The sequence below is a fragment of the Sutterella massiliensis genome (assembly GCF_016899755.1).
Lineage (GTDB): Bacteria > Pseudomonadota > Gammaproteobacteria > Burkholderiales > Burkholderiaceae_F > Sutterella > Sutterella massiliensis.
In genome coordinates this window covers 38561-62675 of the sequence record NZ_JACJJC010000005.1, presented here as the reverse complement: position 1 = coordinate 62675, position 24115 = coordinate 38561, and the positions used below count along the sequence as shown (strand labels likewise).

Below are 24115 nucleotides of genomic sequence, written 5' to 3'. Positions count from 1 at the left end.
ACAGAACCCGACACTTTCGTCCGCCGCAGCCCGAGGGTCCGCGCCAGTTCACTCGCAGCGCGAAGCGCCTCCTGCGGCCCCATTTTCATGCAGACAACTCGACGCGCACTGCTATCGGCCGCCGGCGCCGGCCTTCTTCTTTCGGGCTGCGGCTTTCGCCTTCGCGGCCACTTCCAGGCGCCCTTTGAAACGCTTTACCTGCAGATGCGCGAGAACACGCGCTTTTCCGGCTTGCTCAAGCGCATGATCGAATCCGGCTCGAACGTGCGCTGCGTCAAGAGCCCGAATGAGGCGGAAGCGATTCTGGAACTCATCGACTGGGAGCGTGACCGCGAGGTGCTCTCGATCAGCGACTCGGGCCGCGCGCGCGAGTACGAGCTCACGCTCACAATCGAATTCCGCGTCACGTCGACGATTGAAGACTTCACTTTCGTCGAGCCGACGCAGCTCATCGCACACCGAGACATCACGTATTCGGAAAGCGAATTCCTTTCGCGCGAAAAGGAAGAAGAGGTCCTTTACCGCGATATGGAAAACGACCTCATCGCGCAGATGATCCGCTACATCGAAGCGGCGCGAAAGCCATGATTGAAGCGGGCGAACTCGCTGCCTACCTGGAAGCGCAAGCCGAGCTTGCGCCCTTCTGGCTTGTTACGGGCAGCGAAGACCTTCTGAAGCTCGAGAGCGTGGACCTCATCCGCGAGCGCGCACGCGCACTCGGCTACACGGACCGCCAGGTGCTCGAGCTCGCTCCCTCGTCGGACTGGTCGCAGCTTGCCGATTCGGCTGCCGCAATCGGGATGTTTGCCGACAAGAAACTTCTCGAAGTGCGAATCCCGGGTGGCGCGCCCGGCATTCGCGGTGCGGGACCGCTTACGCAGTTCGTCGAGCGGCCTTTCGAGGGCGTCGTCACCGTTTTCTCGATGCCGCGCCCGGGCTGGCAGGGTGAAAAAGCCAAATGGTGGACGGCGCTCGTCAAGGCTTCGAGCGTCGTCGACTGCTCGCCCGTGCCGCGCGAAGCGCTGCCGCGCTGGCTCGCCTCGCGCCTTGCGCGCAACGGTCAGAAAGCGCCGCGCGAGGCGCTCGAGCGCTTCGCCGACTTGGTCGAAGGCAACCTTCTCGCCGCCAAACAGGAAGTCGACAAGCTCGGCATTCTCTTCGGTCCCGGCGAACTCACGTCGGAAAACATCGATGCGTGCGTGAGCAACAGCTCGCGCTACGGCACGGACGCACTCGTTCGCTCGACACTTTTGGGCGAACCCGAGCGCGTCGCACGCATCGTTGACGGCCTTGAAGCGCAAGCCGAGCCCTTCCCGCTCATCCTCATGATGCTCACAATGCAGCTCAGAAGCGTCCTGCGGCTTTCCGCCGCCTACGCGCGCGGTCAGTCTTTCGTCAAGGGCGTCTTCGCCACCGACGAACTCAAGCGCGCAGCAAGGCGCCTGAAGCCCCAGCGCGTTGCGGCGGCGCTCTCGGTATGCGCCGACATCGACCGCATCTCAAAGGGGCTCCCCGTGCCGCAGCGCGACAGCGATCCGTGGATCGAACTAAAGAGCGTCTGTCTCTTTCTCGCCCGCTGAAAGCATGCGCCGCACCCGCTCGAGCCGCTCGAGGCGGACCTACAATGAGAACCGAGCACGCAGCTGCTCGCAAAGCATTTTTCCCCAGGGAGCCCCTAGCCATGTCCACGCAAGAGAAAGCCGCCGACGCCCGTGAAGTCGTCGCTACGCTCGGCCGCGCCTCCAAGCGCGCTGCAAGAAGCCTCGCGAGTGCGCCGAGCGCGAAGAAAAACCTCGCGCTCTCGACGCTCGCCGCGCTTTTGACCGAAGAGCGCGAAGCGATTTTTGCCGCCAACCGCCTCGACCTCGAACGTGCGCGCGCCGAAGGGCTCTCCGAAGCCTTCCTCGACCGCCTTGCCATCACCGACAAAGTGCTCGAGCGCATGGCCGAAGGGGTTCGCGAAATCGAAGCGCTCCCCGATCCCGTGGGCGAAATCGAAGCGCTGCGCCCTCGGCCGACCGGCATCAGCGTCGGCCGCATGCGCGTGCCGCTCGGCGTCATCGCCATGATTTTCGAATCGCGCCCGAACGTCACGATCGACGCTTCGGCGCTCGCCATCAAGTCGGGCAACGCCATCATTCTGCGCGGCGGCCACGAAGCGCTTGAAAGCAACAAGAAGCTCGCCGAACTCGTCTCCCGCGCGCTTGAAGCGGCCGGGCTCCCGGGCGCGGGCGTACAGGTCGTCGCCGTCGGCGACCGCACCATCGTGGGCGAACTCATCCGCGCGCGCAAATTCGTCGACGTGCTGATTCCGCGCGGCGGCAAGGGCCTCATCTCGCGCCTCATGGCCGAAGCGACGGTGCCGATGATCAAGCACCTCGACGGCATCTGCCACACCTATGTGGATGCCGCCGCCGACATCGAAATGGCCGTTCGCGTCACGGACAACGCCAAGACGCAGCGCTACTCGCCCTGCAACGCCACGGAGACGCTCCTTGTGCACCGCGACGCCGCGGAGGCGTTTCTGCCGAAAATCGGCCGCATCTTTGCCGATAAGGGCGTCGAAATGCGCGCAGACCCCGCTGCGTTTGCAATTTTGTCTGCGGCGGAACTCCCCGTCGTTGCCGCAGAGGACACGGACTGGGATACCGAATACAATGCGCCCGTCATCAGCATTGCCGTCGTCGATTCGCTCGACGCGGCGATCGACTTCATTGCTGAGCACGGCTCGCAGCACACCGATGCGATCATTACGAACGACTGGACGGCAGCGAACCGCTTTTTGCGGGAAGTCGACTCGAGCTCCGTCATGGTAAACGCATCGACGCGCTTTGCCGACGGCTTTGAGTACGGCCTCGGCGCGGAGATCGGCATCTCGACCGACAAACTTCACGTGCGCGGCCCTGTCGGACTTGAAGGCCTCACGAACCTCAAGTACGTCGTCCTGGGCCACGGCGAAGGGCGCGCCTAAATCGCCTGTCCTCGCGCCGCAGACGCCTTCCTGAGAGAGACGCCGCAAAGCGCACACAGAAAGCAACAACTGCCCTCGGGCGCCGCTTCAGCGAAGCGGCGCCCGCCCGAACAATCCAACTACTGACACCAACATGCCGGCCTTTTCCTTTTACGCTGTTTGCCCCTTCGGACTCGAGACGCTGCTCGCAGACGAGATTCTCGCGCTCGGCGCGGATCCCGATCTCGTGCGCCCCGGCCGCGGCGGCGTACAGTTTGCGGGCGACACGGGCCTCGCGATGGCCGCGTGCCTGCATTCGCGTCTTGCAAGCCGCATTCTGATGCGTGTCGCGCACGCCGAATACTGGGACAGCCGCGATGTTTACGACATTGCCCGCTCGACGAAGTGGGAGCGCTGGTTCGGTCCCGACGTAACGCTTCGCATCGACACGAGCGCGACGCGCTGCCCGCTCGAGAGCATCGACTTCGCGGCGCTGCGCATCAAGGATGCGATCTGCGACCGCTTCCGCGAACTCGCCGGACGGCGTCCGAGCGTCGACCGCCGCACACCCGACGTGCGCATCGTGGCGCACTTCACGTACGATCGCGTGAGCCTCTTTCTCGACCTCGCGGGCGAAGCGCTCTTTAAGCGCGGCTGGCGCCTCACGCACGGCGAAGCGCCCCTGAAGGAAAACCTCGCCGCCGGTCTTCTGCTGCTCTCGGAATGGCGCCCCGAAATGCCCCTGGTCGACCCCTTCTGCGGCTCGGGCACGATTGCCATTGAAGCCGCGCGCATCGCGATCAACTACGCGCCGGGACTAGACCGCAGCTTTGCCTTTGAAAACCTCGAAGGGTTCGACCGCTCGCTCTGGACGGAAATGCTCGAAGACGCGCGTGCGGCCGTGAATCCGCATGCCGAAGTCCTCATCCGCGCGAGCGACATCTCTTCGATCGTCGTTGAAAAGGCGCTCGAAAACGCCGATCGCGCCGGTCTCGGAAAGCTCCTCGACGACGGCCGCCTCAGCTTCACGCAGGGTGACGCGCGCGAAGTCGTCCCGCCCGAACTCCCCGAAGGGTTCGAGCCGGGGCTCGTCATCGCAAATCCGCCCTACGGCGAACAGTCCAATCCGAAGTCCGCATCCATTCAGTCCATGATGGGACACGTGGCAGCGAACCTCAAGCAGCATTACGCAGGGTGGCGCGCCTGGATGCTCTCCTCCGACCGGACGCTGCCGAGCCAGATGCGGCTGAAGCCCTCGCGCAAGGTCGTACTCTTTAACGGCCCGCTCGAATGCCGCTTCTTCCGCTTCGACATGGTCGCGGGCAGCAACCGCCGCGAAAAGAAGACGCAGACGAACGACGCCGAATAAGCGGGCATCCATTCGTACGCTTCGCTTCAAGAGAAAAATCGCCCGAAAGCTTTTCGAAGCCTTCGGGCGTTTTTCTCGTGCGGTGCTTCGCTTCGAGCTCGTTATTCGCCCGAGCTTCTCGCAAGGTAGGTGCGCCCTGCCGCATCGGCCTTCAGAATTGCCGCCGTGAATTTTTCCTTCGTCATTTCGTAGGGCACGCACGTCCACTCGCGCATCGCGCTCGCACGCTCGACCAAGCGCACGATGTCGGCGTGCTCGACGATATCGATGTCGGCGAGCGTGATCGGCAATCGAATCGAACGGTTGAACGCAATGAAGCGCTCGAGCTCTTCGTCTCGACCGTCGGCAGCGAGCAGCACGAGATTGCCGAAGCTCACCACTTCGCCGTGAAGGTGCGTGTGCACCTTGGGCAGCACCATCGAAGCGTTGTAGAAGCAGTGCGCAAGCGAAGAGTTGTAATAGTAGTCGTCAGCGGTCGTCACGAGGTTCGAGACGATCCCCGTCGAAATAATGATGTCGAGCACCACTTCCACAAAAGCATCCGTCAGCCGAGCGGCGCGGAAATCTTCGAGTGCGGCCTTGCCGTATGTGAGAAGCGGCGCTTCGCAGATGCGGCCGAGCTCAACACCCATGAGCGGCGTATGCGAGAGGCGCTTGCCGCGGCTCGCGAGCTGCGTTTCGAGCCCCTTGCTGAGCGCGTCTCCGATCCCGGCCCAAAAGAGCTCTTCGGGACTGTCGAGAATGACGCTCGTGTTGATGAAGCAGTGCGTCGGGCAGCCCTTCGGAAAGTAGTAGCGGTCGAGGGCGCCGTCTTCACGGTAGATAACGGAAATAGCCGAAACGGGGGCGCAGTTCGACGCCACCGTCGGGCACGAGAAGAAGGGCTTGCCGAGCATGTCGGCCGCAGCCTTCACCGTATCAATGGCGCGCCCGCCGCCGACGCCAAAAAGCATATCGGCAGCCTGCACTTCGGGAGCGGTGACAATCCGTTCGACCGCAGCCATCGTCGCGTCCGAGCCGTAGACAAACCAATCGGCAATCTCTATCCCCGCGTCCGCGAGCCCCTGACGAAGCGCGGGCCCCGCCTTTTCGAGCGCCGTTGCGCCGCCCACCACCGCCGCGCGCTTGCCAAAGCGTGTACAGACGGCGCCGATCTCTTCGTAGCAGTTCGGCCCGATGCTGTAGTTGGGCAGCGTCACCGTGTAGTTCTTCATTCTTTGCCTCTCTTTGTCAATCGTTTACCTTCGCGGCCGCTTCGACGGCTCTCTCAGGCGCGGCCCGACGGACCGCCCGAACGAAGGCGCAGTTTTACGATTGTAGGAGCTCGCTAAGAGCTCCTTGCCCGTTTTCTGTGCCGCAGAGGGCATCCAAAGAGGACGACTTGAAGAAAGCTTGTTGCAGACCGCCAGCGAACAAGCGCTTTTCCTTAGGAGAAGTTGCTCAGAAGACAATTAATAAAACCTGAACGGGATTAATAAAATGTCCGGATAAGAAAAAACCCGCCATTCCGAAGAAGACGGGTCTTTTCGTGACAAGCCGCCGCTCGAAAAAGAGCGGCGGATCGTTCGCAAAGCAAAAGCCGAATTAGGCTTCCTTGCGGACGAGGCGTTCCTTGATGCGGGCGGCCTTGCCGGAGCGTTCGCGCAGGTAGTAGAGCTTGGCGCGGCGGACGTCGCCGTGGCGCTTCACCACGATGCTTTCGATCGTCGGGGCATAGAGCTGGAACGTACGTTCGACGCCTTCGCCCGAGGAGATCTTGCGAACGATGAACGAGGAGTTGAGACCGCGGTTGCGGCGGGCAATGACGACGCCTTCGAAGGCCTGAAGACGCTTGCGCGAGCCTTCGATGACATTCACGTTGACGACGACGGTGTCGCCGGCGCGGAAGTCGGGGATGGTCTTGCCGGCGGAAACGCGGGCGATTTCTTCCTGTTCGAGAATCTGGATCAGATTCATTTTTTACTCCGTTGCCATCGTCATGCGGCCCATGTCGGGCTGCGCGTCATGCGCAGCGAGGGGCTTGCGACGCAGCCGATGCGGATCGAGATCCGTTCGGGCGCGCTCGTCTGACAAGTCCGCCGCCGAGAGGATGGTGTTGATGAAAAAGATGCCCGGCAAAAGCGCCGGACATCCGAAAAACTTATTCTTCCCGCCAGCCGAGCGAACGCAGATATTTCTTGTCCGCACGGTCAAGGCGACCGGAAGAGTTCGCGATTTTAATCAAATCGGGGCGTGTGCGCAAGGTAAGTGCGAGACTTTCTTTGCGCGTCCAGTCCGCGATGTTGGCGTGGTGCCCCGAAAGGAGCACTTCGGGCACGCCCTGTCCGCGCCAGACTTCGGGGCGCGTGTAGTGCGGAGCATCAAGAAGTCCCGTCGCGAAGCTTTCGTCCGAAGCCGAGAGATCCTTGATCGCCCCCGGCAGCTGCCGCACGACCGCGTCGATCAGCGCGCATGCCGGCAGCTCCCCGCCCGAAAGCACGAAGTCGCCGAGGCTCACCACCTCGTCGACATAGGTCGAAAGGAAGCGCTCGTCGATCCCTTCGTAGCGGCCGCAAACAAGCACGAGATCCTCGCGGGACTCGACGAAGGCGCGCACGCGCGCATCGGTGAGTCGCTCGCCGTTCGGCGCAAAGCTCACCACGCGCCCGCGGTTGCCGGAAGCGCGAATGAAGTCGATCGTCTGCGCGAGCGGCTCGGCCATCATGACCATGCCCGGACCGCCGCCGAAGGGTCGGTCGTCGACCGTACGATGCGTATCGTGCGTCGCCTCGCGCGGGTTCCAGAGATTGATCGACCAGAGGCCGCGCTTGCGGGCGCGCGCGGTGATGCCGCAGTCGCGGACAGCGGAGAAAATTTCCGGGAAAAGCGTGACGACGTCAAAGCGCATCGGGAGCGGCTCCTAAAGCGTTGTATCGGACGAAGAGAATGCGAGGATCGATCAGCGCCACTCGGGCAGCCAGTCGATGACGATGCGCTTCTTCTCGATGTCGATTTCGCGCAGGAACACGTCCTTGACGTTGGGCACCATGAAGCGCTTTTTCTTGCCGTCCTCGGCCGTGTATTCGACGATCAGCAGATCCTGTGCGCCGTTCGTGCCGATGTCGACGAGCGTGCCGAGCGCGGCACCCTCGAGATTCACGACTTCGCAGCCGACGAGATCGACAGCCCAGACGGCATCTTCGCCCGCATCAGGGAAGTCCGCGCGCGAAACGGCGATGTGAAGGCGCAACGCGTCGGCCGCCTCCTTCGTGTCGCACCCGTCCCACTTGGCGATGAAGCCCGTACCGTGACGGCGCAGGCCCTTGACGACGACTTCGGTGCGGCGTCCGAGCTGATCGACGAGCGTCCAGTTGCGCACCTTTTCGAGCACTTCGCCCGTTTCAAAGGGCACGATTCGCACCCAGCCCCGGAAACCGTAGGCGCCGCCCGTGCGGCCGAGTTCGACAAGATCGTCCATGACAGAATCCTTGAGAGGTCTTTCGGCAAAGAAAAACCCCGCATTCTCAGGCGTAGATACCGGACTCATGCGGCAGGAACGGATCCGATGTGCTAGACACGAGAGGCACGACCGTTCAGCCGAGTCCGCACTTGAGGGGGTGCGGGGTTTTTAGTGCTAGTGCTGCCCTAGGCGCAGATAGCGCGCTCGAGCGAGCAGCTTCAAGCGGCTGTCGAAATTATTCGGCAGCGGCTTCGGCGGCGGGCTTGGCAGCCTCGGCAGCCTTGAATTCCTTCACGAGGCGGGCAACCGTTTCGGAGAGCTGCGCGCCGTTGCCCTGCCAGAAAGCGAGGCGTTCGGTGTTGATCGAAAGGCGGACGGCCTGGCCGGCAGCCATCGGGTTATAGTAGCCGACGCGTTCGATGAAGCGGCCGTCACGACGGCAGCGCGAGTCGCAAACGTTGATGGAGTAGAAGGGACGCTTCTTCGAGCCGCCGCGGGCGAGACGAACGATGACCATGAGTTTACCTCTTTAACTTTGGTGCTTTGAATGGTGCTTGAAGCGCACTTTGCGAGCGCTCTTCAAGCGGGAATTTGGAAATAAGGCGGGCGTCGGCTCATGAAGCGACGCCCGCGAATTCGCGATTTTAATCGAGCGAATTCGACGCTTGCAAGCCGTGCGCCCCGCTTTTTTGCGTTGGGCGGCACCCGGCCCGCACGCGCTTACTTCGCGCCGAGTGCGGCCTGCAATTCGCGGCAGGTTTCGGCACCGTCGGCAACGAGTCCGTAGTCGGCGATTTCGAAAATCGGCGCCTCCGGGTCCTTGTTGATCGCAACGATCACCTTGGCGTCCTTGATGCCGGCCGTGTGCTGGATCGCGCCCGAGATGCCGACGCCGAAATAGAGTTCGGGCGCCACCATCTTGCCCGTCTGACCGATCTGCCAGTCGTTCGGGCAAAGCCCCATGTCGACTGCGGTGCGCGTGGCGCCGACGGCCGCGCCGATCGAGTCGGCAAAGCCTTCCATCGCCTTGAAGCCCTCTTCGTCGATGAGGCCGCGCCCGCCCGCGACGACAACGCGTGCGGAGACGAGTTCGGGACGATCGGATTCGGTTTCGGCGAACTTCACGAAACGCGAGTCGTCGTAGAGCTGTTCGGCAATGACTTCTTCGATCACGGCTTCGCCCCCTGTGCCGCAGGGCGCAAAAGAGGTCGCGCGGATCGTGCCGACCACCGTTTCCTCATCGACTTCAACGGTCGCGAGGAGCGAACCGGCGTAGATGCCGCGAACGAAGGTCTTCGGGCCCTTCACGGCAAGCACGTCGGAAACGGGCGAGCAGTCAAGAAGCGCAGCCGTGCGCGGCATCGCCGCTTTGCCGAGCGAGCTCGACACGTAGAAAATGTGCGAGTAGCCCTTGCCTTCGCGCGCGACGAGCGCGGCGAGCGCCTCGGGACATTCCTGCGCGAGCTGCGGGCTCTGTGCGTAGATCACCGTGCGCACGCCTTCGAGCTTGGCGGCCTCCTCGGCCACGGCGCTGCAGGCGTTGCCGGCGACGAGCACGTCGACCGTATCGGCCATCTGACGAAGGGCGGTGAGCGCATGCGCCGTCGCGGGCTTGAGCGTCACGTTGTCGTGTTCTGCAACCAAAAGTGCGGGCATTCTTGCTGACTCCTTCTTCAGATGACGCGGGCTTCGTTCTTGAGTTTGTCAACGAGCTCGGCAACGCTCGAAACCATGACGCCCGCCTTGCGCGCAGGCGGCAGCTCCACACGCACCGTGCGGATGCGCGGTGCCGTTTCGACGCCGAGCGCAGCGAGTTCGATCGTTTCGACGGGCTTCTTGCGAGCCTTGGCCATCGAGGGCAGCGTGACGTAGCGCGGCTCGGCAAGGCGCAGGTCCGCCGTCACGACGGCGGGCGAGGCGAGCGAGACGGTCTGCGTGCCGCCGTCGGTTTCGCGCGTGACGATGTAGCGGCCGTCCACGCAATCGATTTCGCTCGCGAAGGCGCCGAGCGGACGCGCCCAGAGAGCCGAGAGCATCTGACCGACCTGATTGGCGTCGTCGTCGATCGCCTGCTTGCCCAAAAGCACCAGATCGGGCTTTTCGCGCTCGACGATTTTGGCGAGCACCTTGGCAACGGCCAGGGGTTCCAGCGCATCGTCGGTAAGCACATGAATCGAGCGGTCGGCGCCGATCGCCATCGCCACGCGCAGCGTGTCGACGGACTTGAGCGCACCGATCGTCACGGCAACGACTTCGTCGGCCTTGCCGGCCTCCTTGAGCTGAACGGCCGCTTCAACGGCGATTTCGTCGAAGGGATTGATCGCCATCTTGGCGATTTTCGTATCGACCCCGGAATTGTCGGGCAGCGGCCGAACCTTGACCTTGGCGTCAACGACGCGCTTCACAGCTACTAAGATCTTCACAGCGGTTCCAAGCGGTAATGATGAAAGGCCGTCCGCGGGCGCTCGCGCGAGCGCGCATCCGCTGCCCTGGCGGCGGGCGCACCCGGGAAGCGGCGCAAAACGGCTTTCGAAAAAGCACAAAAAACGACTTCGGCACTGCCGGCGAACGGGCCGCACCGCTCGAAAGCGAGCGAAGGGAACCCGAGCGCACCGGTCGAACCGAAGCGCGGTGCCGCTCATTATAGCGGTGCAAAACCCGTCAAAAAGCACCTCGAAATGGCGATTTTCTTAGGATTTTCTTAACGTTGCGAGACTTTTTCGACAATGCGAAAGTTCAAGCCGGACGCGGCGCGGCACTTCTCAAGCGCCTCGCCTGCCGCTTTGCCGCATAGGTGGATCGGCGATCGGTCGCAGTTGGACAACTTCGCCGCTGATGAGGAAACGAAACCGCGAGCGGCGCCAACTCAGCTCGCAAAGGGCAGCGTCGCGCCGCCCACGACGAGGTAGCGCGCGCACTTGCCCGCCGCAATGAGGCCCATCGTTGCAAAGGGGTTGAGGCGCAGCCACCCCGCCGCCACCGAGAGAGCGTCGCCCACGAGCGGCAGCCAGCAAAAGAGCATCGCCCAAATGCCGTAGCGGTGCAGCCACTTGAGTGCCCGCCCCTCCTTTTTCTTTTCTGGAATGAAGCGCCCGATGGCGTAGCCCGTCATGCTCCCGAGCGTATTGCCGAGCGTAGCGATCGCCACGAAATAGAGATAGCGCGAGGGGTCCCCCGCGATAGCGCCCACAAGCACCACTTCCGAGCCGCCCGGCATGAGCGTCGCGGAAACGAATGCAGCGGCAAAAAGTGCGTATTCGATGCTTTCGTGCTGGAAAAGCGCCAGAAGCGCGTCGGTCCATTCGGTCATGGGATCGGCGTACCTTTTCGAGAAAAACGGCTCTCCTCAAAGCGCCGCCCGAGTGCAGACGCATTCGGGCGGCTTCGTGCTGAGCGCCCGCATTTTTGTTCGCATCGGGCGCCCCCTCCATTAAACAACAGACGGCAATCGCGCTTTAGAGGTCGATGCGCTTTTTCGTCTTCGGATCGAACCAATGGATACCCTTGGCGGCGAAGGTCATGGCGGCCTTCTCACCCGCCTGCGGGATAAAGCTCTCGCGGTCTTCGCGGAAGACGACGTTCTGCCCGAGCATGCGCCCGTGCACGAGGTAGTCGGGACCGAGCCCTTCGACGGTGTCGACGTCAAAGAGCGCCAGAGCGTCGGCAGCCGTCGCGGGCATGAGGCGCACGTGTTCGGGGCGCACGCCGAGCACGAGTTCTCGCCCGTCGAGCTCGGCAAAAACCGCCGGAAGAGCCACTCGTCCGCCCGCGTGCTCGAATGCGCGCCCGCCCTCAACGACGCGGCCCTGCAGAAGGTTCATCGGCGGCGAACCGATGAAGTTCGCCACAAACATCGTCGCGGGCTTGTCGTAAACCTCCTGAGGCGTGCCGACCTGTTCGGCAACGCCGCCATTCATGACGATCATGCGGTGCGCAAGCGTCATGGCCTCGACCTGATCGTGCGTGACGTAAAGACTCGTCGTGCGCAGACGGCGATGCAGCTGCTGAATCTGCAGGCGCGTCTGCACGCGCAGCTTCGCGTCAAGGTTCGAGAGCGGCTCGTCAAAGAGGAAGGCCGAGGGTTCACGCACGATCGCGCGGCCCATTGCCACGCGCTGGCGCTGCCCGCCCGAAAGCTGGCGAGGACGGCGCTCGAGCAGATGCTCAAGCTCGAGCATCTTCGCCGCACCGGCGACGCGCTTTTCGATTTCCTCCTTGGGTACGCCGCGGATCTTGAGGCCGTAAGCCATGTTGTCGAAGACCGTCATGTGCGGGTAGAGCGCGTAGTTCTGAAAGACCATCGCGCAGTCGCGGTCCTTGGGCTCGAGGCGGTTCACGACGCGCCCGCCGATCAGGAGTTCGCCCGAAGTGATTTCTTCGAGCCCCGCAACCATGCGCAGAAGCGTCGACTTCCCGCAACCCGAGGGCCCCACGATCACGATGAATTCGCCGTCGGCGATGTCGAGCGTGAGCCCGTGAACGACTTCCGTGTCGCCGTAGCTCTTTCTGAGATTCTTGAATTGAATGCTTGCCATTGTCGGATTTCCGGTATTCGTTGCGCGTTACTTTTCGGTGTCGACCAGACCCTTGACGAACCAGCGCTGCATGAGCGTGACGACGAGTGCGGGCGGCAGAAGCGCCAGGATGGCCGTTGCCATGATGAGGTTCCATTCGTTGGCCGAGTCGCCGCCGCCGATCATGCGCTTGATGCCGATCACGATCGGGTACATGTCTTCCTTGGTCGTGACGAGGAGCGGCCAGAGGTACTGATTCCAGCCGTAGATGAACTGGATGACGAACATCGCGGCGATGTTCGTGAGCGAAAGCGGCAACAGAATCGTGAAGAAGAACCGCATCGGTCCGGCGCCGTCCATGCGCGCGGCCTCGGCGAGTTCATCCGGCACCGTCAGGAAGAACTGTCGGAAGAGGAACGTTGCCGTTGCCGAAGCGATCACGGGCAGGATGAGGCCCGCCCAGCTGTCGATCAGATGCAGATCGGCCATCACCTGGTAGGTAGGCGTGATGCGCACTTCGACGGGCAGCATGAGCGTGACGAAGATGAGCCAGAAGCAGAGCTTTCTGAGCGGAAAGCGGAAGTAGACGATCGCAAAGGCCGAAAGGAGCGAAATCAGAATCTTCCCGAAGGAGATGCCGAGCGCCATCATGAGCGAGACGAACATCATGCGACCCACGGGCGCGCGCGAAGCCGTGCCGCCGCCCTCAAAGAGAATCTGCGAATAGTTCTCGATGAGATGCGTGCCCGGAATGAGACTCATCGGCGCCTGCTCGACCTGGACAGCCGTCTGCGTGGAAGCGACAAAGGCAACGTAGACCGGGAAGACCACGATCACGACGCCAATGATGAGAACGAGGTGCGTGAGGAAATTGAGCCAGGGGCGATTTTCAACCATGTCGTGCTCCTCAATAGTTGACTCGCCGTTCGATGAAGCGGAACTGCACCACCGTGAGCGCAATCACCATCACCATCAGAATGACGGACTGAGCGGCCGAACCGCCGAAGTTCATGTTGCGAAAGCCGTCGACGAAGACCTTGTAGACGAGGATGTTCGTGTCCTGCCCGGGACCGCCCTGCGTCGTTGCGTCGACGATGGCGAAGGTGTCGAAGAACGCGTAAACGACGTTCATCACAAGAAGGAAGAAGGTCGTGGGCGACAGGAGCGGGAAGACGACGCTCCAGAAGCGGCGCACGGGACCGGCGCCGTCCATGGCCGCGGCCTCAAGAAGCGACTTCGGAATCGCCTGCAGCCCCGCGAGGAAGAAGATGAAGTTGTAGCTCACCTGCTTCCAGACGGCCGCTACAACGATGAGAATCAGCGCGTCGGTCGAGCTGATCATGTAGTTCCAGTCAATCCCGAGCGCGTGAAGCACGTAGGAGACGACGCCGAGCGTCGGATTGAAGATGAACATCCAGAGTACGCCCGCCACGGCAGGCGCAATGGCGTAGGGAACGATCAGGAACGTCTTGTAGGCATTCGCGCCGCGGATGACGCGGTCGGCGCAAACGGCAAAGAGGAGACTGAGCGCCATCGCCACAAAGGCGACGAGCACAGAGAAGACCATCGTGATCTTGAAGCTTGAGAGATAGTTCGGATCCGCAAAGAGATCCTTGAAGTTCTGCAGGCCGACGAACTCAACGGCAAGGCCGAAAGGGTCCTCCATCAGCACGGACTGATGAATGGCTTGACCAGCGGGCAGAAAGAAGAAGATGAGCGTGATGAGCAGCTGCGGCGCAATCAGCACGTAGGGCAGCCAACGGCTCTTGAATACGGCTCGTTTTTCCACTTGAGGTTTCTCGCTTGAAGCGCGGTGTTGGTGAAGCGCACACGCCGAACGAACAAACCAGTACGCTCTCTCGAAGAGGGGCGCACAGGCTCGTTCGATTCGATCGTGCCGCCAAAGAAGTGCGCTCGGGCGCAGCCGCAGCGCACTTGCGTTTCGGACCCGAAAGCCGTCAGCGGGCGATGCGCTCGAAGCGCGTCAACTGTTCGTTGCCGCGGCGCATGACGGCGTCGATCGCCGCCTTGGCGTCCTGCTGACCGGACCAGACCTTTTCGAACTCTTCGTCAACGATCGTGCGGATGTTGGGCAGATAGCCGAGGCGGATGCCGCGGCTCTTGTCGGTCGTCTTGAGCATCTGCTTCACGGCGACGTCCGCACCCGGATTCTTTTCGTAGTAGCCGCTTTCCTTAGCGATCTCAAAGGCCCTCATCGTGACGGGGAGGTAGCCCGTGCGCATGTGGTTTTCTGCCTGAATCTTCGGGTCGGAAAGGAAGTTGAAGAAGTCCGCGACGCACTTGTTCTCGGCTTCGGACTTGCCGGCCATCGCCCAGAGCGAAGCGCCGCCAAGCGCCGTATTCATCGGCGCATCGGGCACGTCCGGATAGTAGGGCATCGGCAGCGTCATGAACTTGAAGTCGGCATTGCGGCGGATGTTGGCAAGCGACCCCGACGAGCCCATATTGATCGCGCATTCGCCCGAATAGAAGGTCGCGTCGGGCAGATTGCCGCGGCCCTTGTAAACGAAGGTGCCTTCCTTGGCCATGCGCGCAAGATTTTCGATGTGACGCTGATGCAGCGGCGTATTGATCGCGAGGCGCGCCTGCGGGCCGCCGAAACCGTTGTTGAGCGTGGCAAATTCAATGTTGTGCCACGTCGAGAAGCTTTCGAGCTGCGTCCAGCCCATCCAGGAAACGGTCATCGGGCACTTTTCCCCGGCGGCCTTCAGAGCCTGGGCGGCCTTTTCAATTTCGGGCCAAGTCTTCGGCAGCTTGTCGGTTTCGGTAGGCAGGCCCGCTTTGGCGAACTTGTCGAGATTGACGTAGAGAACGGTGGTGGAGGAATTGAAGGGGTAGCTCAGCATGCGGCCGTCGGCCGTGGAGTAGTACCCGAAGACGGCGGGAATGTAGCCCTTCGGGTCAAATTTGTAGCCCGCCTTTTCCATGATGTCGCCCACGGGCACGATCGCGCCCTTGCTGTACATCATCGTGGCGGTACCCACTTCAAAGACCTGCAGCACGTTGGGCGAGCGTCCCGCGCGGTGGGCGGCAATGCCCGCCATCATCGTCTGATCGTAGCTGCCCTTGTAGGAGGAAGTGAGCCGGCAGTTCTGCTGGCTTTTGTTGAAGTTGTCCGTAACGTCCTGCACCCAGTCGCCAAGGGTATTGGCCATCGCATGCCAGAGCGTGATTTCCGTGGGCGCAGCGCTTGCGGCGCCGGCAGCCAAAAGAACGGCGGCCGAGAGGGCAGCCGCAGCAATTTGCTTGCTCATTCAATTCTCCTGCGAGCAACTTGACCTTTTCTGGCGCCAAGAGCAGCCCGCGCCCGACGCAAGCTTCCCGCACGAGAATCAAGCGCCGCAGGTGCCGCAGGACCTCATCGGCTCTTCCTTGAAGGAGGAAAGGCAAACTCCTTATCCGGCTCCCGATGCGTCGCTAGAGGCTCACACCGGCATTCGAATTTTCTTCGAGATAATAGGGGGCGTTTTTGTGTTCTGTCCATACGCCAAACGACGGAATGCATGCAAAACGACGCCAAAACGCCCCGCAAGCGCATAGCCATTGACCGTATGGCTCGTTCTGCCTTCCGGGCCTTTCGAGCAATACGGCTTCATTTAGCGAAAGAGCGCCTTCATTTCGGCCGTGCGCTTCAGTGCAGCTTCGACCGCCTCATCCATCATTTCATCAATGTCGCGCGCATTCATGACTTCGAGCGCCTTGGCGGTCGTACCGCCCTTGCTCGTGACGTTCTCGCGAAGACGCGAGAACGGTTCGCCGCTTTCGCGCGCGAGCACCGCGGCGCCGTACACCGTACCGAGCGCGAGCGCCTTCGCGGCTTCGGGCGAGAGCCCGCGGCGCGTACCCGCGCGTTCGAGCGCTTCCATGAAGCGGAAGACGTACGCCGGGCCCGAACCCGGGATGGCCCCCACGAGATCAATTCCGGCTTCGTCGTCCATTTCGACCACGTCGCCCGCAGCTGCGAGCACGGTCTTGGCCTGCGCCACCGCATCGCTCGAAATGTCGGCCGGCGCCCAGAAACCCGTCGTGCCGCAGCCGACCATCGCGGGCGTGTTGGGCATGGCGCGCATCACGGGGTAGCCGCCGAGCCAGCCGCGAAGCACCTGCGCCTCAATCCCCGCAGCAATCGAGAGTGCCGCGCCCTTCGGATTCAAAAGCGACACAACGGGCTCGAGCGCCGCCTTCATGCCCTGCGGCTTCACGGCGAGCACAATGAGATCGAGCTTCGTCACCCACTCGCCGAGCGCTTCGTGCACGGTGACGCCGAAATCGGCCGCGAGTTTTTCGAGCTTCTCGGGGTGACGGTCGATCACGTGAATCTTTTCGGGCGGCATTTTCTTTGCCAAACCGCCCGCGAGTGCGCGCGCCATATTGCCGCCACCTAAGAATCCGACTTCAAACATTTCTCACTCCTTCGCCGGCCGTCGGCCGGCCGCTTCATACTTTTTCGAAAAATCCGTTTGCCTATTTATTGCTGCGGACGCGCACCGTAGTCGCGCCGCCCGAAGATGGCGCTCCCGATGCGCACTTCGGTCGATCCCGCCTTGACGGCCTCACGCAGATCCGCGCTCATGCCGATCGAAAGCGTGTCGAAGTCAACCGCTTCGGGATGACGCGCTCTGTAGTTGTCAAAGAGTCTGCGCATGGCTTCGAGCGGCTTCATGCGAGCCGCCTCATCGTCTGCTGGCGCGGGAATCGCCATAAGGCCGCGCAGCCGCAGTCGCGGCAGTGCCGAGAGCGCAGACGCAAACGGCTCGAGCGCCTCGGGTGCAATTCCCGACTTTGAGTCTTCGCCGTCAATGTTGATTTCGATAAGAACGTTTAAGGGCGCCATGTCTTCGGGGCGCTGTTCGGAGAGACGCTTGGCAATGCGCAGCCGATCGAGCGTCTCCACCCAGTCGAAGCGCTCGGCGACCGGCCGAGTCTTATTGGCCTGAAGCGGGCCGATAAAGTGCCATTCGAGCTTCAGATCCGGTCGGTTCTCCCGAAACCAATCGACTTTGGCGCAGCCCTCCTGCGCGTAGTTTTCGCCGAAAGCGCGCTGACCGAGCTCGGCGCACTTTAAGAGTGCCGATTCGTCGAACGTTTTCCCGACGGCAAGCAGCTTCACGTCCGAAGGCGCCCGCCCGCACGCGTCGGCCGTGGCCTTCAGCGCTCGAACGACGCTTTCGTAGCGAAACTCAATTCCGGGTTCGAGCGTGCTCATAAAACTTTCTCCTTGTCGAGGGCCACTGCCCAAAAACGCTATGCGGCGCAGTTGCGGCAAGGGCTTCCGATACTGCCGGTACCGCTCACTGTTCCGAAAAAGTTACTCGAAATTACTCGATGTCTAGGTCCTACGCCGCTCAAAGATTCTATACGGCAGCACGCGGTCGGCCGAAAGCCGTCTTTGACGGGTCATCTCGACGCAACGCGATCGAACCAGCCGTGCTGTTCGCCTACGTCGAGCAAATTTGATTGACATCAAAACGCTTCATTTTTTGAATCAAAGGAAAAGTCAATTTTTGATCCTTTTTAGTCTTTAAGACTAATTTCCAGTCACGACCATCATCACCAAAATATCGAAAAAAGGGATCTCGCTTCGATCATTTCAAGGCCGCTCGCATCGTCCGCCCGCCTTCGGCTGTTTTTCATGGAGAAAACAAGACGCTCGCTCAGGGTCGAGACACCGGTTCGCCCCGCCTCGGTGTGCAGTGCAACTCATCCTGATAACCGTCTGCACCCCGCAGCTTCATGATTGGTCAGGCGAGAAAAAAGTCCGCCAGAGGCAAATTTCTATCGGATATTCCCCTGCAGCACTAGGAAACTCAAACACAAGATCAATTATAAAGATCAATAAGTGAGCCTCAATTTCGAGATTCGAATACACTCAGTTCAACAAAAAGAATTCATGAAGTTCTCGCAAGAACTTCGGCAAGCAACCACCGCACCATCGGGAGGCCGTCATGCTCAGCACCGTTCAGCACCTGCGCTCGCAATCCGCCGCTCGCGCACTTCACGCGTTCGCCGAAGCCGCCCGCGCTTTCCCGGCGCGCCTTTTTGCCGATGCGTCGCAATCGCCGCGTATCGCTTCGGACATTGATGCGCTCGACGCACTTTTGAGTGGCGGCTTTCCGAAAGCGGGACTGACCGAACTTCTGCCCGCTGCAGGCGCACGCGGCGAAGTCGATTGCGTGCTCGGCGCCCTCGCCAAACTCGGTCGAACGGTCTGGGTGCTCCCAACCGAATGCACGTACGTGCCAAACGGCGCGCTTTTGCGTGCTCGCGGCGTGGAACTGAGCGAGCAGCTCTTCGTCGTGCCGAGCTCGGCCGAAGAGGCTTTCGATACGGCCGTTCGCGCCGCTGCAAGCGGCGAAGCCCGGGCGGTCATCGCGTGGCTGCCGTCACTCACCACCGCCGAGGACTTCCGTGCGATGCGCCGTCTCGCACTCGCTTCGGAGACGGCGGGCATCCCTGTTTTTGTCATTCGACCGGCTGCGATGGCCTGTACCAATTCGCCCGCCAAGTTGCGCCTGCAGCTCTTTCGTGCCGACCGCCCGAACGCGGTGCGCGTTCGCGCCAATATGGAAAGCCCGCTGATGCCGATCGTGCGTGAAGCGGTTGTCGGTCTGGAGGCAACAAAGACGCCCCGCAAGCAGCCCGCACCCGCCGCGCGCATTCTTGCTGCGGGTACGTCCCAAGCGGAGGCCGTCACCGCTGCCGTCCGTGCAGCAGCCGTCGCTTCGGCCGCCAACCGTCCCGAGAAACACGAGCGCAAGTTCCTCGGCTGCCCGCATGCCGCTTCACCGCGAAAGGGCCCTGAACTCGCCGCCGCGCTCTGAGCGGCTGTGCGTCCGCTGCACCGATTCCCCTGAAGCGCCCCAGATCGCGCCCCATATTCAATCGAAGAAGAAAAGGAGGCGGCGCTTCTGCGTTCGACCGAAAAAACGGAACGCAGAGCGTCGATTTTCAATGACAACCGACAACCGGCCCCAAGCGTTCACCATCACGCTTGACCACGCACTCTTTTTCGCGCTTTCCGTCGACTTTGTGCCGACGCTGCGCGATGTGGCGGCCGGCAGGCGCGCACTCGCCGAATCGCTCCGACATTCGCGAAGCACCCCTGCGGCACTGCACTCGGGCGGCTGCATCGTGAGCGCAAACGATGCGGCACTTCTTCGCGGCATTTCTATCGGCATGCCCGCCGCGGATGCGCTTCGGCGCGTACCGACACTGCGGCTCTCCGCCGTAGAAACGGCTGAAGCGGCGCACCTCGGCGCCGTCCTTGCTTCGATACTTCGCTTCGCCTTGCTGCCGGCAGCTTTCGAGGGCCCCATTGCACTAAATCGCGACAGCGCAAAAGATCGCCTCTCCGCTGCGATCGTGCTGCCGCAGCATGCGGCGGAAAGCACCATCGAGCGGATCCGTGACCGAGCGATTCGGGAAGCCGAACGGCTTTCGCTCGCTATCGATGTGCAGATTGGACCTGCCCTTGCCGGAAATGAGGACCCCGTCGCCGAACCCTTCGGGTTCGACCGTGTATCGACACCGCTTTATTGTCTGAGCGACGTGCTCTTTGAGAGCATCTCGTTTGAAATCGGCATTGAACGGGCGGCTGCGGTCGCGGCAAGCGTCGCCACGCCCGCTTTCGACGAAAGCATGCCGCAAATCATCCGCTGGACGCTCACGCCGCTCGAAAGTCGCCCGCAAGCGCGTCCCTCGGAGGACACAACCGAATGCGCCGAGTGCGGTCCCGCATGTACCGTCCGCATGGAAGGGGGCTCGCGCCTCGAGACCCTTGCCTCGGACCTCGCGCGCGGCATCGGTCGCATCGCACAGGCAACAGGCGGCGCATACATACGACTTGACGCGCGCGCGGGCAACGCTGCGCCCGATCGCCTTAACCGTGCCGCAGATCAGCTGAATTCGACGCTTGCGGCCGAACTCCTCGAGCAATTCGGTCGCCGCCGTGTTTTCCAGCTCGGTCAAGTCATCCCAGAAGACGCGTGCACGAAAAATACAGCCGTCGAAGCGACTTTCCTGCCCGTTTTTCCCACCCGGTTCGGCAGAAGCCGCCTCGACGCACCCCAGAACGAATGCGCCATCGACCTGCCGGCAGCAAACGCTCGTTCGTGCGACCGCCCCGCTTTCCTGCTGCCCGAGCCGCAACGGCTCCCCGTACGAGCGGGCCGCCCTTGGCGCCACGGTCCCGTCCGCCTTCTGACTTCGGGCGAATCGATCCCGACTGAACGGAGTGCCGACCGCATTTATTACCGCGGCGAAGACGAAACCCGCGAAACGCTCTGGCTCTACCACGACGGCCGCAGCGACGCTTGGTACCTCGCCGGCCGCTATCTCTGATTGCATAGCAGCGCATCGGCCCGCGAACAAGAATCTTCCGGGTACGGTCGCCCGGCTGAAAACGCTCGGCGTATCATCGGCAGACTGACCACCTCGCTTTTTATCTTTGCCCATGACTGCCAAGCCGGGACACCGCACCGTTACGCCTGCCGACCGTTTTCCCGAAGGCGCCTGCGAAGCTGCTCGCCTCCCCGAACCCGATGCTTTTGCGGCGCTCGAGCCTGCGCCTGTGCTGCTGCACAGCTGCTGCGCGCCCTGTTCGTCGGCGATTCTCGAGTGGCTCCTTGCACGCAACTACCGGCCGACCGTCTTTTTCTACAACCCCAACATCTTTCCGCGCGAAGAGTACGACGTGCGCCGCAACGAATGCATTCGCTACTGCGAAGCACTCGGCATCCCCTTTGTCGACGGCGACTACGAGCATGAGCGCTGGCGCGAAGCCGTCAGGGGCCTCGAAAACGAACCCGAACGCGGTGCGCGCTGCGCCGTTTGTTTTCGCGAGCGCATGCGTGCGGCGGCGCTCGCGGCCGCTTCACTCGGCATCGAGCATTTCACGACAACGCTCGCCGGCAGCCGCTGGAAACGGCTCGAACAGATCCGCGAAGCCGCTCGGGCGGCCGAAAAGCTCGTCCCCGGGGTGCGATACTGGGACATGGACTGGAAAAAAGGCGGACTGCAGCAGCGTCGCGGCGAAATTCTGCGCGAGCAAAATTTCTACAACCAGCTCTGGTGCGGCTGCGAATTCTCGATGGGTCACCTCGCCGGGCGCGATCCGATGACGCTTCCCGTTTATGTGCGCGGCCGCTTCGGTTGCCCGAGCTGCTGAGAGATTCCTGCAGCAAAAGCGTTTACGACGCGCTCAATAAGGTCGCCCGCGCCGCAGTTTCCTACTTAACGCAATTTCTACGGCAGCCGCAGCTACGAGCGCTGTAGAAATATTCCTTCTTTCGACTCAGGAACCGCAGGCGCCTCGGATTCCCATTTCTCACGCCTCTCTCAAGACAAATGAACGCTCTCGCCGATGTCCTTGCCTACGTCGCCGTCATCGTGATCGGCCAAATCCTGCGGCTTAACGGCACCTTCCCCCGCGATGCCGTGCGGCCGATGAACATGCTCGTCCTCTACGTGACGCTGCCCTGTTCGGTGATCGTATTTCTCTCGGGCGTGAAGCTCTCGAGCGACCTTTTGATTCCGTTCTTTGTCGGACTCCTTTCCAACTGGGCGCTCATTGCGCTTGCCGTCCTGCTTACGCGCCGCGAAGCCGAGCGAAGGGGCGAACCCAATCTCGTGCCGTTTTCGATGCTCAACCTCTCGGGCTACAACATCGGCACTTTCGCGATGCCTTTCACGATGGGCATCGTCTCGCCCGTGGGCTTTCTTTCGATCTGCCTCTTTGACGTCGGCAACGCCGTCATGGTGACGGGCGGAACCTACGCGATTGCCGTTCGCGATGAGAAGGCGGGCTGGCGCGAGCGTCTGCGCTCGATCGGCATGCGGCTTCTCTCCTCGAGCTGTCTCTGGACCTACGCATTCGTCCTCGCGCTCGCCTTTATGGAAGTGGTGCTGCCGCGACCGATCCTGCACTTTTGCGAAGTCGTCGGCAAAGCCAATCCTTTCCTCGCGATGCTCTTGATCGGGCTCTCCGTCAATCTGCGCATCGACTGGGCAAAGTTCCGACCGCTCGTGAAGCTCCTCGTCTGGCGCTATGTCGGCAACGCCGCCCTCGCTGCGCTCGCTTTCTTCTTTCTGCCCGTTGCGGAGGAAATCCGCAAGGCGCTCGTGCTCGTGCTCATGGCACCGATGCCGGCCATGGGCGTCATCTTCACGATGAAGGCCAAGCTCGATTGGGAAACCGCAGCAAACCTCAACTCGGTCTCCGTTATCGTTTCCGTGCTTTTGATGACGGCCACCATCGTTTTCCTCTGATCGGCGAGGCGGACCGAACGAGCAGCGTGTGTTGCGCCCGCAGCATACGGATTCGTCCGCCTTTTTCCGTTCTCTTGTTCGAGGACAAATGAGAATTTGTCTCGTCGTTGCAATATTGTCGAATCACGTTGCGTGAATAGTCCAAAAACGACAAGACACAGGCACTGAAGCGCTTCCCGCTGGTAACGGATCGACTCGACTGCGCGCGAGCCGCCCCATGCTCGGTCGAGGCGCCCGCCCTCATTTCTTCTATGAACATCTTCCTCGTCATTCTTCTTGCTGCCATCGCCATCGTTACGCTGCTGCGCTACAAGCTGCCGATCGGCGTCGCCATTCTCTCGGGCGGCCTCGTCATGTGGCTCTGCCTCGACCGCACACTCGCTTCGCTCGTCGAATCGGCCGTGATGACCGTCGAGCAATCGAGAACGTACGACCTCCTTTTTTCGCTCTATTTCGTGATGTGTCTCGAAATCGAGCTGCGCCGCTCGGGTACGCTCGACGGCATGGTGAAGGCGCTGAACCGCCTCTTCAAGTCGACGCGCGTCACGCTCGCGACGATGCCCGCCTTCCTCGGGTTCCTCCCGTCGCTCGGCGGCGCCCGGTTTTCCGCACCGATTGTTGAGGCCGCAAGCGCCAAGATGAATTTGAAGCCCGAGACGAAGGCGGCCATCAACTTCTGGTTCCGTCACATTTTCGAAGTCTCGAGCCCGACGATTCCGGGCATGATTTTGGCCTGCGCGATTGCCGGCATTCACGTCTCCGACCTCGTGCTGCACCTGCTTTGGTTCTCGGTGGCGGCCTTCGTGATCGGCTGGCTCGTTCTTCTCGCGCCGCTCAAAAAGCACGACCACATTTCAAGCGAACCCGTATCGATCGAAGCCAAACTGCAGAACATCTTCGACGTCGTGCTCGCGATAGCCCCTGTGGTCGTGAACCTCCTGCTCATGATCGTCTTCGACATCTCGGCGGCGATCTCGATGGGCATCGTCACGGCGGCAATGATTCCGATTCTGCGGCTGTGCGGGCGGCGCGCCAATCTGCGCGAAATTCTTTTGGGCGCCCTCGACTACAAGCTCCTCGGCAACGTTTGCCTGATCCTTTACTTCATCGGGCTTCTCACCACGACGGGCGCGCTCGAGCAGATCGTCGCGATCATGACGAGCTCGGCGATTCCGACGCCGGTCGTGTTCGCGATTCTCTCCTTCATCATCGGCATGCTCACCGGCATGAGCCAGGGCTACATCTCGATGGTGATGCCGATCGCAGCGAGCATCTCGTTCGGCAGCATCGATTACGCGGGCCTCGCGATGGTCTTCGGGTGTGCCGGTCAGATGATTACGCCCGTACACCTCTGCTTCACGATTTCGGTCGACTACTTCAAGGCGAACTTCTTTAAGACCCTGAAGCCCGTCCTTCTCATTGAAGTGCCGCTCATCGCTCTCTTCTCGATCGTGACCTACTTCACCTGGGTCGGCTGATCGACCAAGCGGAATTTCAAGACGAACGCCCGAAGCGCCAAACGCACTTCGGGCGTTCTCATTGGAATGTTCCGCTTG

Annotated in this window: 24 protein-coding genes; 9 read left to right on the top strand and 15 right to left on the bottom strand. The window is 61.8% G+C overall.

Annotation, left to right across the window (positions count from 1 at the left end):
• Positions 1-87 precede the first annotated feature (87 nt).
• The 4 genes from H6A60_RS04535 to H6A60_RS04520 all read left to right on the top strand — a co-directional run bounded on the left by H6A60_RS04535 (position 88) and on the right by H6A60_RS04520 (position 4319).
• Positions 88-588 (top strand): LPS-assembly lipoprotein LptE, encoded by a 501-nt coding sequence (locus H6A60_RS04535; RefSeq protein WP_205102230.1) that lies wholly within the window; start codon positions 88-90, stop codon positions 586-588.
• Positions 585-1580 carry a DNA polymerase III subunit delta gene (gene holA / locus H6A60_RS04530; RefSeq protein ID WP_205102229.1) on the top strand — a complete coding sequence of 332 codons (996 nt, stop codon included), beginning with the start codon at positions 585-587 and terminating at the stop codon, positions 1578-1580. The genes H6A60_RS04535 and holA overlap by 4 nt, the downstream gene beginning before the upstream one ends.
• A gap of 101 nt (positions 1581-1681) precedes the next feature.
• Positions 1682-2971, top strand: a complete 1290-nt coding sequence (locus H6A60_RS04525) for a glutamate-5-semialdehyde dehydrogenase (protein ID WP_205102228.1) — start codon at positions 1682-1684, stop codon at positions 2969-2971.
• Positions 2972-3104: 133 nt separating this feature from the next.
• Positions 3105-4319, top strand: a complete 1215-nt coding sequence (locus H6A60_RS04520) for a THUMP domain-containing class I SAM-dependent RNA methyltransferase (RefSeq protein WP_205102227.1) — start codon at positions 3105-3107, stop codon at positions 4317-4319.
• A 101-nt stretch (positions 4320-4420) separates the two neighbouring features.
• Here the strand turns inward: H6A60_RS04520 and H6A60_RS04515 are convergent, their stop codons facing one another.
• From H6A60_RS04515 to H6A60_RS04445, 15 genes are all read right to left on the bottom strand, one after another.
• Positions 4421-5533, bottom strand: coding sequence for an iron-containing alcohol dehydrogenase family protein (locus tag H6A60_RS04515; protein WP_205102226.1), 1113 nt, complete (start codon positions 5531-5533; stop codon positions 4421-4423).
• Positions 5534-5903: 370 nt separating this feature from the next.
• The gene (rplS, locus tag H6A60_RS04510) at positions 5904-6275 is read right to left on the bottom strand and encodes a 50S ribosomal protein L19 (RefSeq protein WP_205102225.1); all 372 of its coding nucleotides are present in this window, start codon (positions 6273-6275) and stop codon (positions 5904-5906) included.
• Between the two features lie 3 nt (positions 6276-6278).
• Positions 6279-6437: a hypothetical protein gene (locus tag H6A60_RS04505; RefSeq protein ID WP_205102224.1), complete on the bottom strand. Its 159-nt coding sequence runs from the start codon at positions 6435-6437 to the stop codon at positions 6279-6281.
• A 22-nt stretch (positions 6438-6459) separates the two neighbouring features.
• Positions 6460-7206, bottom strand: a complete 747-nt coding sequence (trmD, locus tag H6A60_RS04500) for a tRNA (guanosine(37)-N1)-methyltransferase TrmD (protein ID WP_205102223.1) — start codon at positions 7204-7206, stop codon at positions 6460-6462.
• Positions 7207-7257: 51 nt separating this feature from the next.
• Positions 7258-7776 carry a ribosome maturation factor RimM gene (rimM, locus tag H6A60_RS04495; protein ID WP_205102222.1) on the bottom strand — a complete coding sequence of 173 codons (519 nt, stop codon included), beginning with the start codon at positions 7774-7776 and terminating at the stop codon, positions 7258-7260.
• Positions 7777-7993: 217 nt separating this feature from the next.
• The gene (gene rpsP, locus H6A60_RS04490) at positions 7994-8275 is read right to left on the bottom strand and encodes a 30S ribosomal protein S16 (protein ID WP_205102221.1); all 282 of its coding nucleotides are present in this window, start codon (positions 8273-8275) and stop codon (positions 7994-7996) included.
• A gap of 203 nt (positions 8276-8478) precedes the next feature.
• Entirely contained in the window at positions 8479-9414 is a 936-nt protein-coding gene (locus H6A60_RS04485) for an electron transfer flavoprotein subunit alpha/FixB family protein (protein ID WP_205102220.1), read from the bottom strand.
• Positions 9415-9431: 17 nt separating this feature from the next.
• Positions 9432-10181 (bottom strand): electron transfer flavoprotein subunit beta/FixA family protein, encoded by a 750-nt coding sequence (locus tag H6A60_RS04480; protein ID WP_205102219.1) that lies wholly within the window; start codon positions 10179-10181, stop codon positions 9432-9434.
• A 443-nt stretch (positions 10182-10624) separates the two neighbouring features.
• The gene (locus H6A60_RS04475) at positions 10625-11068 is read right to left on the bottom strand and encodes a YqaA family protein (protein WP_205102218.1); all 444 of its coding nucleotides are present in this window, start codon (positions 11066-11068) and stop codon (positions 10625-10627) included.
• Positions 11069-11213: 145 nt separating this feature from the next.
• On the bottom strand, positions 11214-12293 hold the full coding sequence (locus tag H6A60_RS04470; protein ID WP_205102217.1) for a sn-glycerol-3-phosphate import ATP-binding protein UgpC: 1080 nt from the start codon (positions 12291-12293) through the stop codon (positions 11214-11216).
• A 27-nt stretch (positions 12294-12320) separates the two neighbouring features.
• Complete coding sequence (ugpE, locus tag H6A60_RS04465) at positions 12321-13169, bottom strand: sn-glycerol-3-phosphate ABC transporter permease UgpE (RefSeq protein WP_205102216.1); 849 nt, start codon at positions 13167-13169, stop codon at positions 12321-12323.
• Between the two features lie 10 nt (positions 13170-13179).
• Complete coding sequence (gene ugpA, locus H6A60_RS04460; protein ID WP_205102215.1) at positions 13180-14061, bottom strand: sn-glycerol-3-phosphate ABC transporter permease UgpA; 882 nt, start codon at positions 14059-14061, stop codon at positions 13180-13182.
• Between the two features lie 169 nt (positions 14062-14230).
• On the bottom strand, positions 14231-15547 hold the full coding sequence (gene ugpB / locus H6A60_RS04455; protein ID WP_205102214.1) for a sn-glycerol-3-phosphate ABC transporter substrate-binding protein UgpB: 1317 nt from the start codon (positions 15545-15547) through the stop codon (positions 14231-14233).
• Positions 15548-15889: 342 nt separating this feature from the next.
• On the bottom strand, positions 15890-16696 hold the full coding sequence (gene proC / locus H6A60_RS04450; RefSeq protein WP_205102213.1) for a pyrroline-5-carboxylate reductase: 807 nt from the start codon (positions 16694-16696) through the stop codon (positions 15890-15892).
• Positions 16697-16761: 65 nt separating this feature from the next.
• A complete protein-coding gene (locus H6A60_RS04445; protein ID WP_205102212.1) occupies positions 16762-17499 on the bottom strand; it encodes a YggS family pyridoxal phosphate-dependent enzyme in 738 nt (245 codons plus the stop codon).
• Between the two features lie 739 nt (positions 17500-18238).
• Here H6A60_RS04445 and H6A60_RS04440 point away from each other — a divergent pair.
• From H6A60_RS04440 to H6A60_RS04420, 5 genes are all read left to right on the top strand, one after another.
• The gene (locus tag H6A60_RS04440) at positions 18239-19114 is read left to right on the top strand and encodes a hypothetical protein (RefSeq protein ID WP_205102211.1); all 876 of its coding nucleotides are present in this window, start codon (positions 18239-18241) and stop codon (positions 19112-19114) included.
• Positions 19115-19244: 130 nt separating this feature from the next.
• Positions 19245-20633: a DNA polymerase Y subunit UmuC family protein gene (locus H6A60_RS04435; protein WP_205102210.1), complete on the top strand. Its 1389-nt coding sequence runs from the start codon at positions 19245-19247 to the stop codon at positions 20631-20633.
• A gap of 112 nt (positions 20634-20745) precedes the next feature.
• The gene (locus tag H6A60_RS04430) at positions 20746-21459 is read left to right on the top strand and encodes an epoxyqueuosine reductase QueH (protein ID WP_205102209.1); all 714 of its coding nucleotides are present in this window, start codon (positions 20746-20748) and stop codon (positions 21457-21459) included.
• A gap of 179 nt (positions 21460-21638) precedes the next feature.
• Positions 21639-22559, top strand: a complete 921-nt coding sequence (locus tag H6A60_RS04425) for an AEC family transporter (protein ID WP_205102208.1) — start codon at positions 21639-21641, stop codon at positions 22557-22559.
• Positions 22560-22810: 251 nt separating this feature from the next.
• A complete protein-coding gene (locus H6A60_RS04420) occupies positions 22811-24037 on the top strand; it encodes a DUF401 family protein (protein WP_205102207.1) in 1227 nt (408 codons plus the stop codon).
• The last annotated feature ends 78 nt before the right edge of the window (positions 24038-24115 follow it).

Bases quoted from the DNA above. Each gene is read 5' to 3' on its own strand.
- H6A60_RS04520 (WP_205102227.1), top strand. From the start codon at position 3,105: ATGCCGGCCTTTTCCTTTTACGCTGTTTGCCCCTTCGGACTCGAGACG.
- H6A60_RS04420 (WP_205102207.1), top strand. From the start codon at position 22,811: ATGAACATCTTCCTCGTCATTCTTCTTGCTGCCATCGCCATCGTTACG.
- H6A60_RS04435 (WP_205102210.1), top strand. From the start codon at position 19,245: ATGACAACCGACAACCGGCCCCAAGCGTTCACCATCACGCTTGACCAC.
- rpsP (WP_205102221.1), bottom strand. From the start codon at position 8,275: ATGGTCATCGTTCGTCTCGCCCGCGGCGGCTCGAAGAAGCGTCCCTTC.
- rimM (WP_205102222.1), bottom strand. From the start codon at position 7,776: ATGGACGATCTTGTCGAACTCGGCCGCACGGGCGGCGCCTACGGTTTC.
- H6A60_RS04425 (WP_205102208.1), top strand. From the start codon at position 21,639: ATGAACGCTCTCGCCGATGTCCTTGCCTACGTCGCCGTCATCGTGATC.
- H6A60_RS04525 (WP_205102228.1), top strand. From the start codon at position 1,682: ATGTCCACGCAAGAGAAAGCCGCCGACGCCCGTGAAGTCGTCGCTACG.
- H6A60_RS04535 (WP_205102230.1), top strand. From the start codon at position 88: ATGCAGACAACTCGACGCGCACTGCTATCGGCCGCCGGCGCCGGCCTT.
- trmD (WP_205102223.1), bottom strand. From the start codon at position 7,206: ATGCGCTTTGACGTCGTCACGCTTTTCCCGGAAATTTTCTCCGCTGTC.
- H6A60_RS04515 (WP_205102226.1), bottom strand. From the start codon at position 5,533: ATGAAGAACTACACGGTGACGCTGCCCAACTACAGCATCGGGCCGAAC.
- holA (WP_205102229.1), top strand. From the start codon at position 585: ATGATTGAAGCGGGCGAACTCGCTGCCTACCTGGAAGCGCAAGCCGAG.
- H6A60_RS04485 (WP_205102220.1), bottom strand. From the start codon at position 9,414: ATGCCCGCACTTTTGGTTGCAGAACACGACAACGTGACGCTCAAGCCC.
- H6A60_RS04430 (WP_205102209.1), top strand. From the start codon at position 20,746: ATGACTGCCAAGCCGGGACACCGCACCGTTACGCCTGCCGACCGTTTT.
- ugpE (WP_205102216.1), bottom strand. From the start codon at position 13,169: ATGGTTGAAAATCGCCCCTGGCTCAATTTCCTCACGCACCTCGTTCTC.
- H6A60_RS04445 (WP_205102212.1), bottom strand. From the start codon at position 17,499: ATGAGCACGCTCGAACCCGGAATTGAGTTTCGCTACGAAAGCGTCGTT.
- ugpB (WP_205102214.1), bottom strand. From the start codon at position 15,547: ATGAGCAAGCAAATTGCTGCGGCTGCCCTCTCGGCCGCCGTTCTTTTG.
- H6A60_RS04470 (WP_205102217.1), bottom strand. From the start codon at position 12,293: ATGGCAAGCATTCAATTCAAGAATCTCAGAAAGAGCTACGGCGACACG.
- proC (WP_205102213.1), bottom strand. From the start codon at position 16,696: ATGTTTGAAGTCGGATTCTTAGGTGGCGGCAATATGGCGCGCGCACTC.
- H6A60_RS04440 (WP_205102211.1), top strand. From the start codon at position 18,239: ATGCTCAGCACCGTTCAGCACCTGCGCTCGCAATCCGCCGCTCGCGCA.
- rplS (WP_205102225.1), bottom strand. From the start codon at position 6,275: ATGAATCTGATCCAGATTCTCGAACAGGAAGAAATCGCCCGCGTTTCC.
- H6A60_RS04475 (WP_205102218.1), bottom strand. From the start codon at position 11,068: ATGACCGAATGGACCGACGCGCTTCTGGCGCTTTTCCAGCACGAAAGC.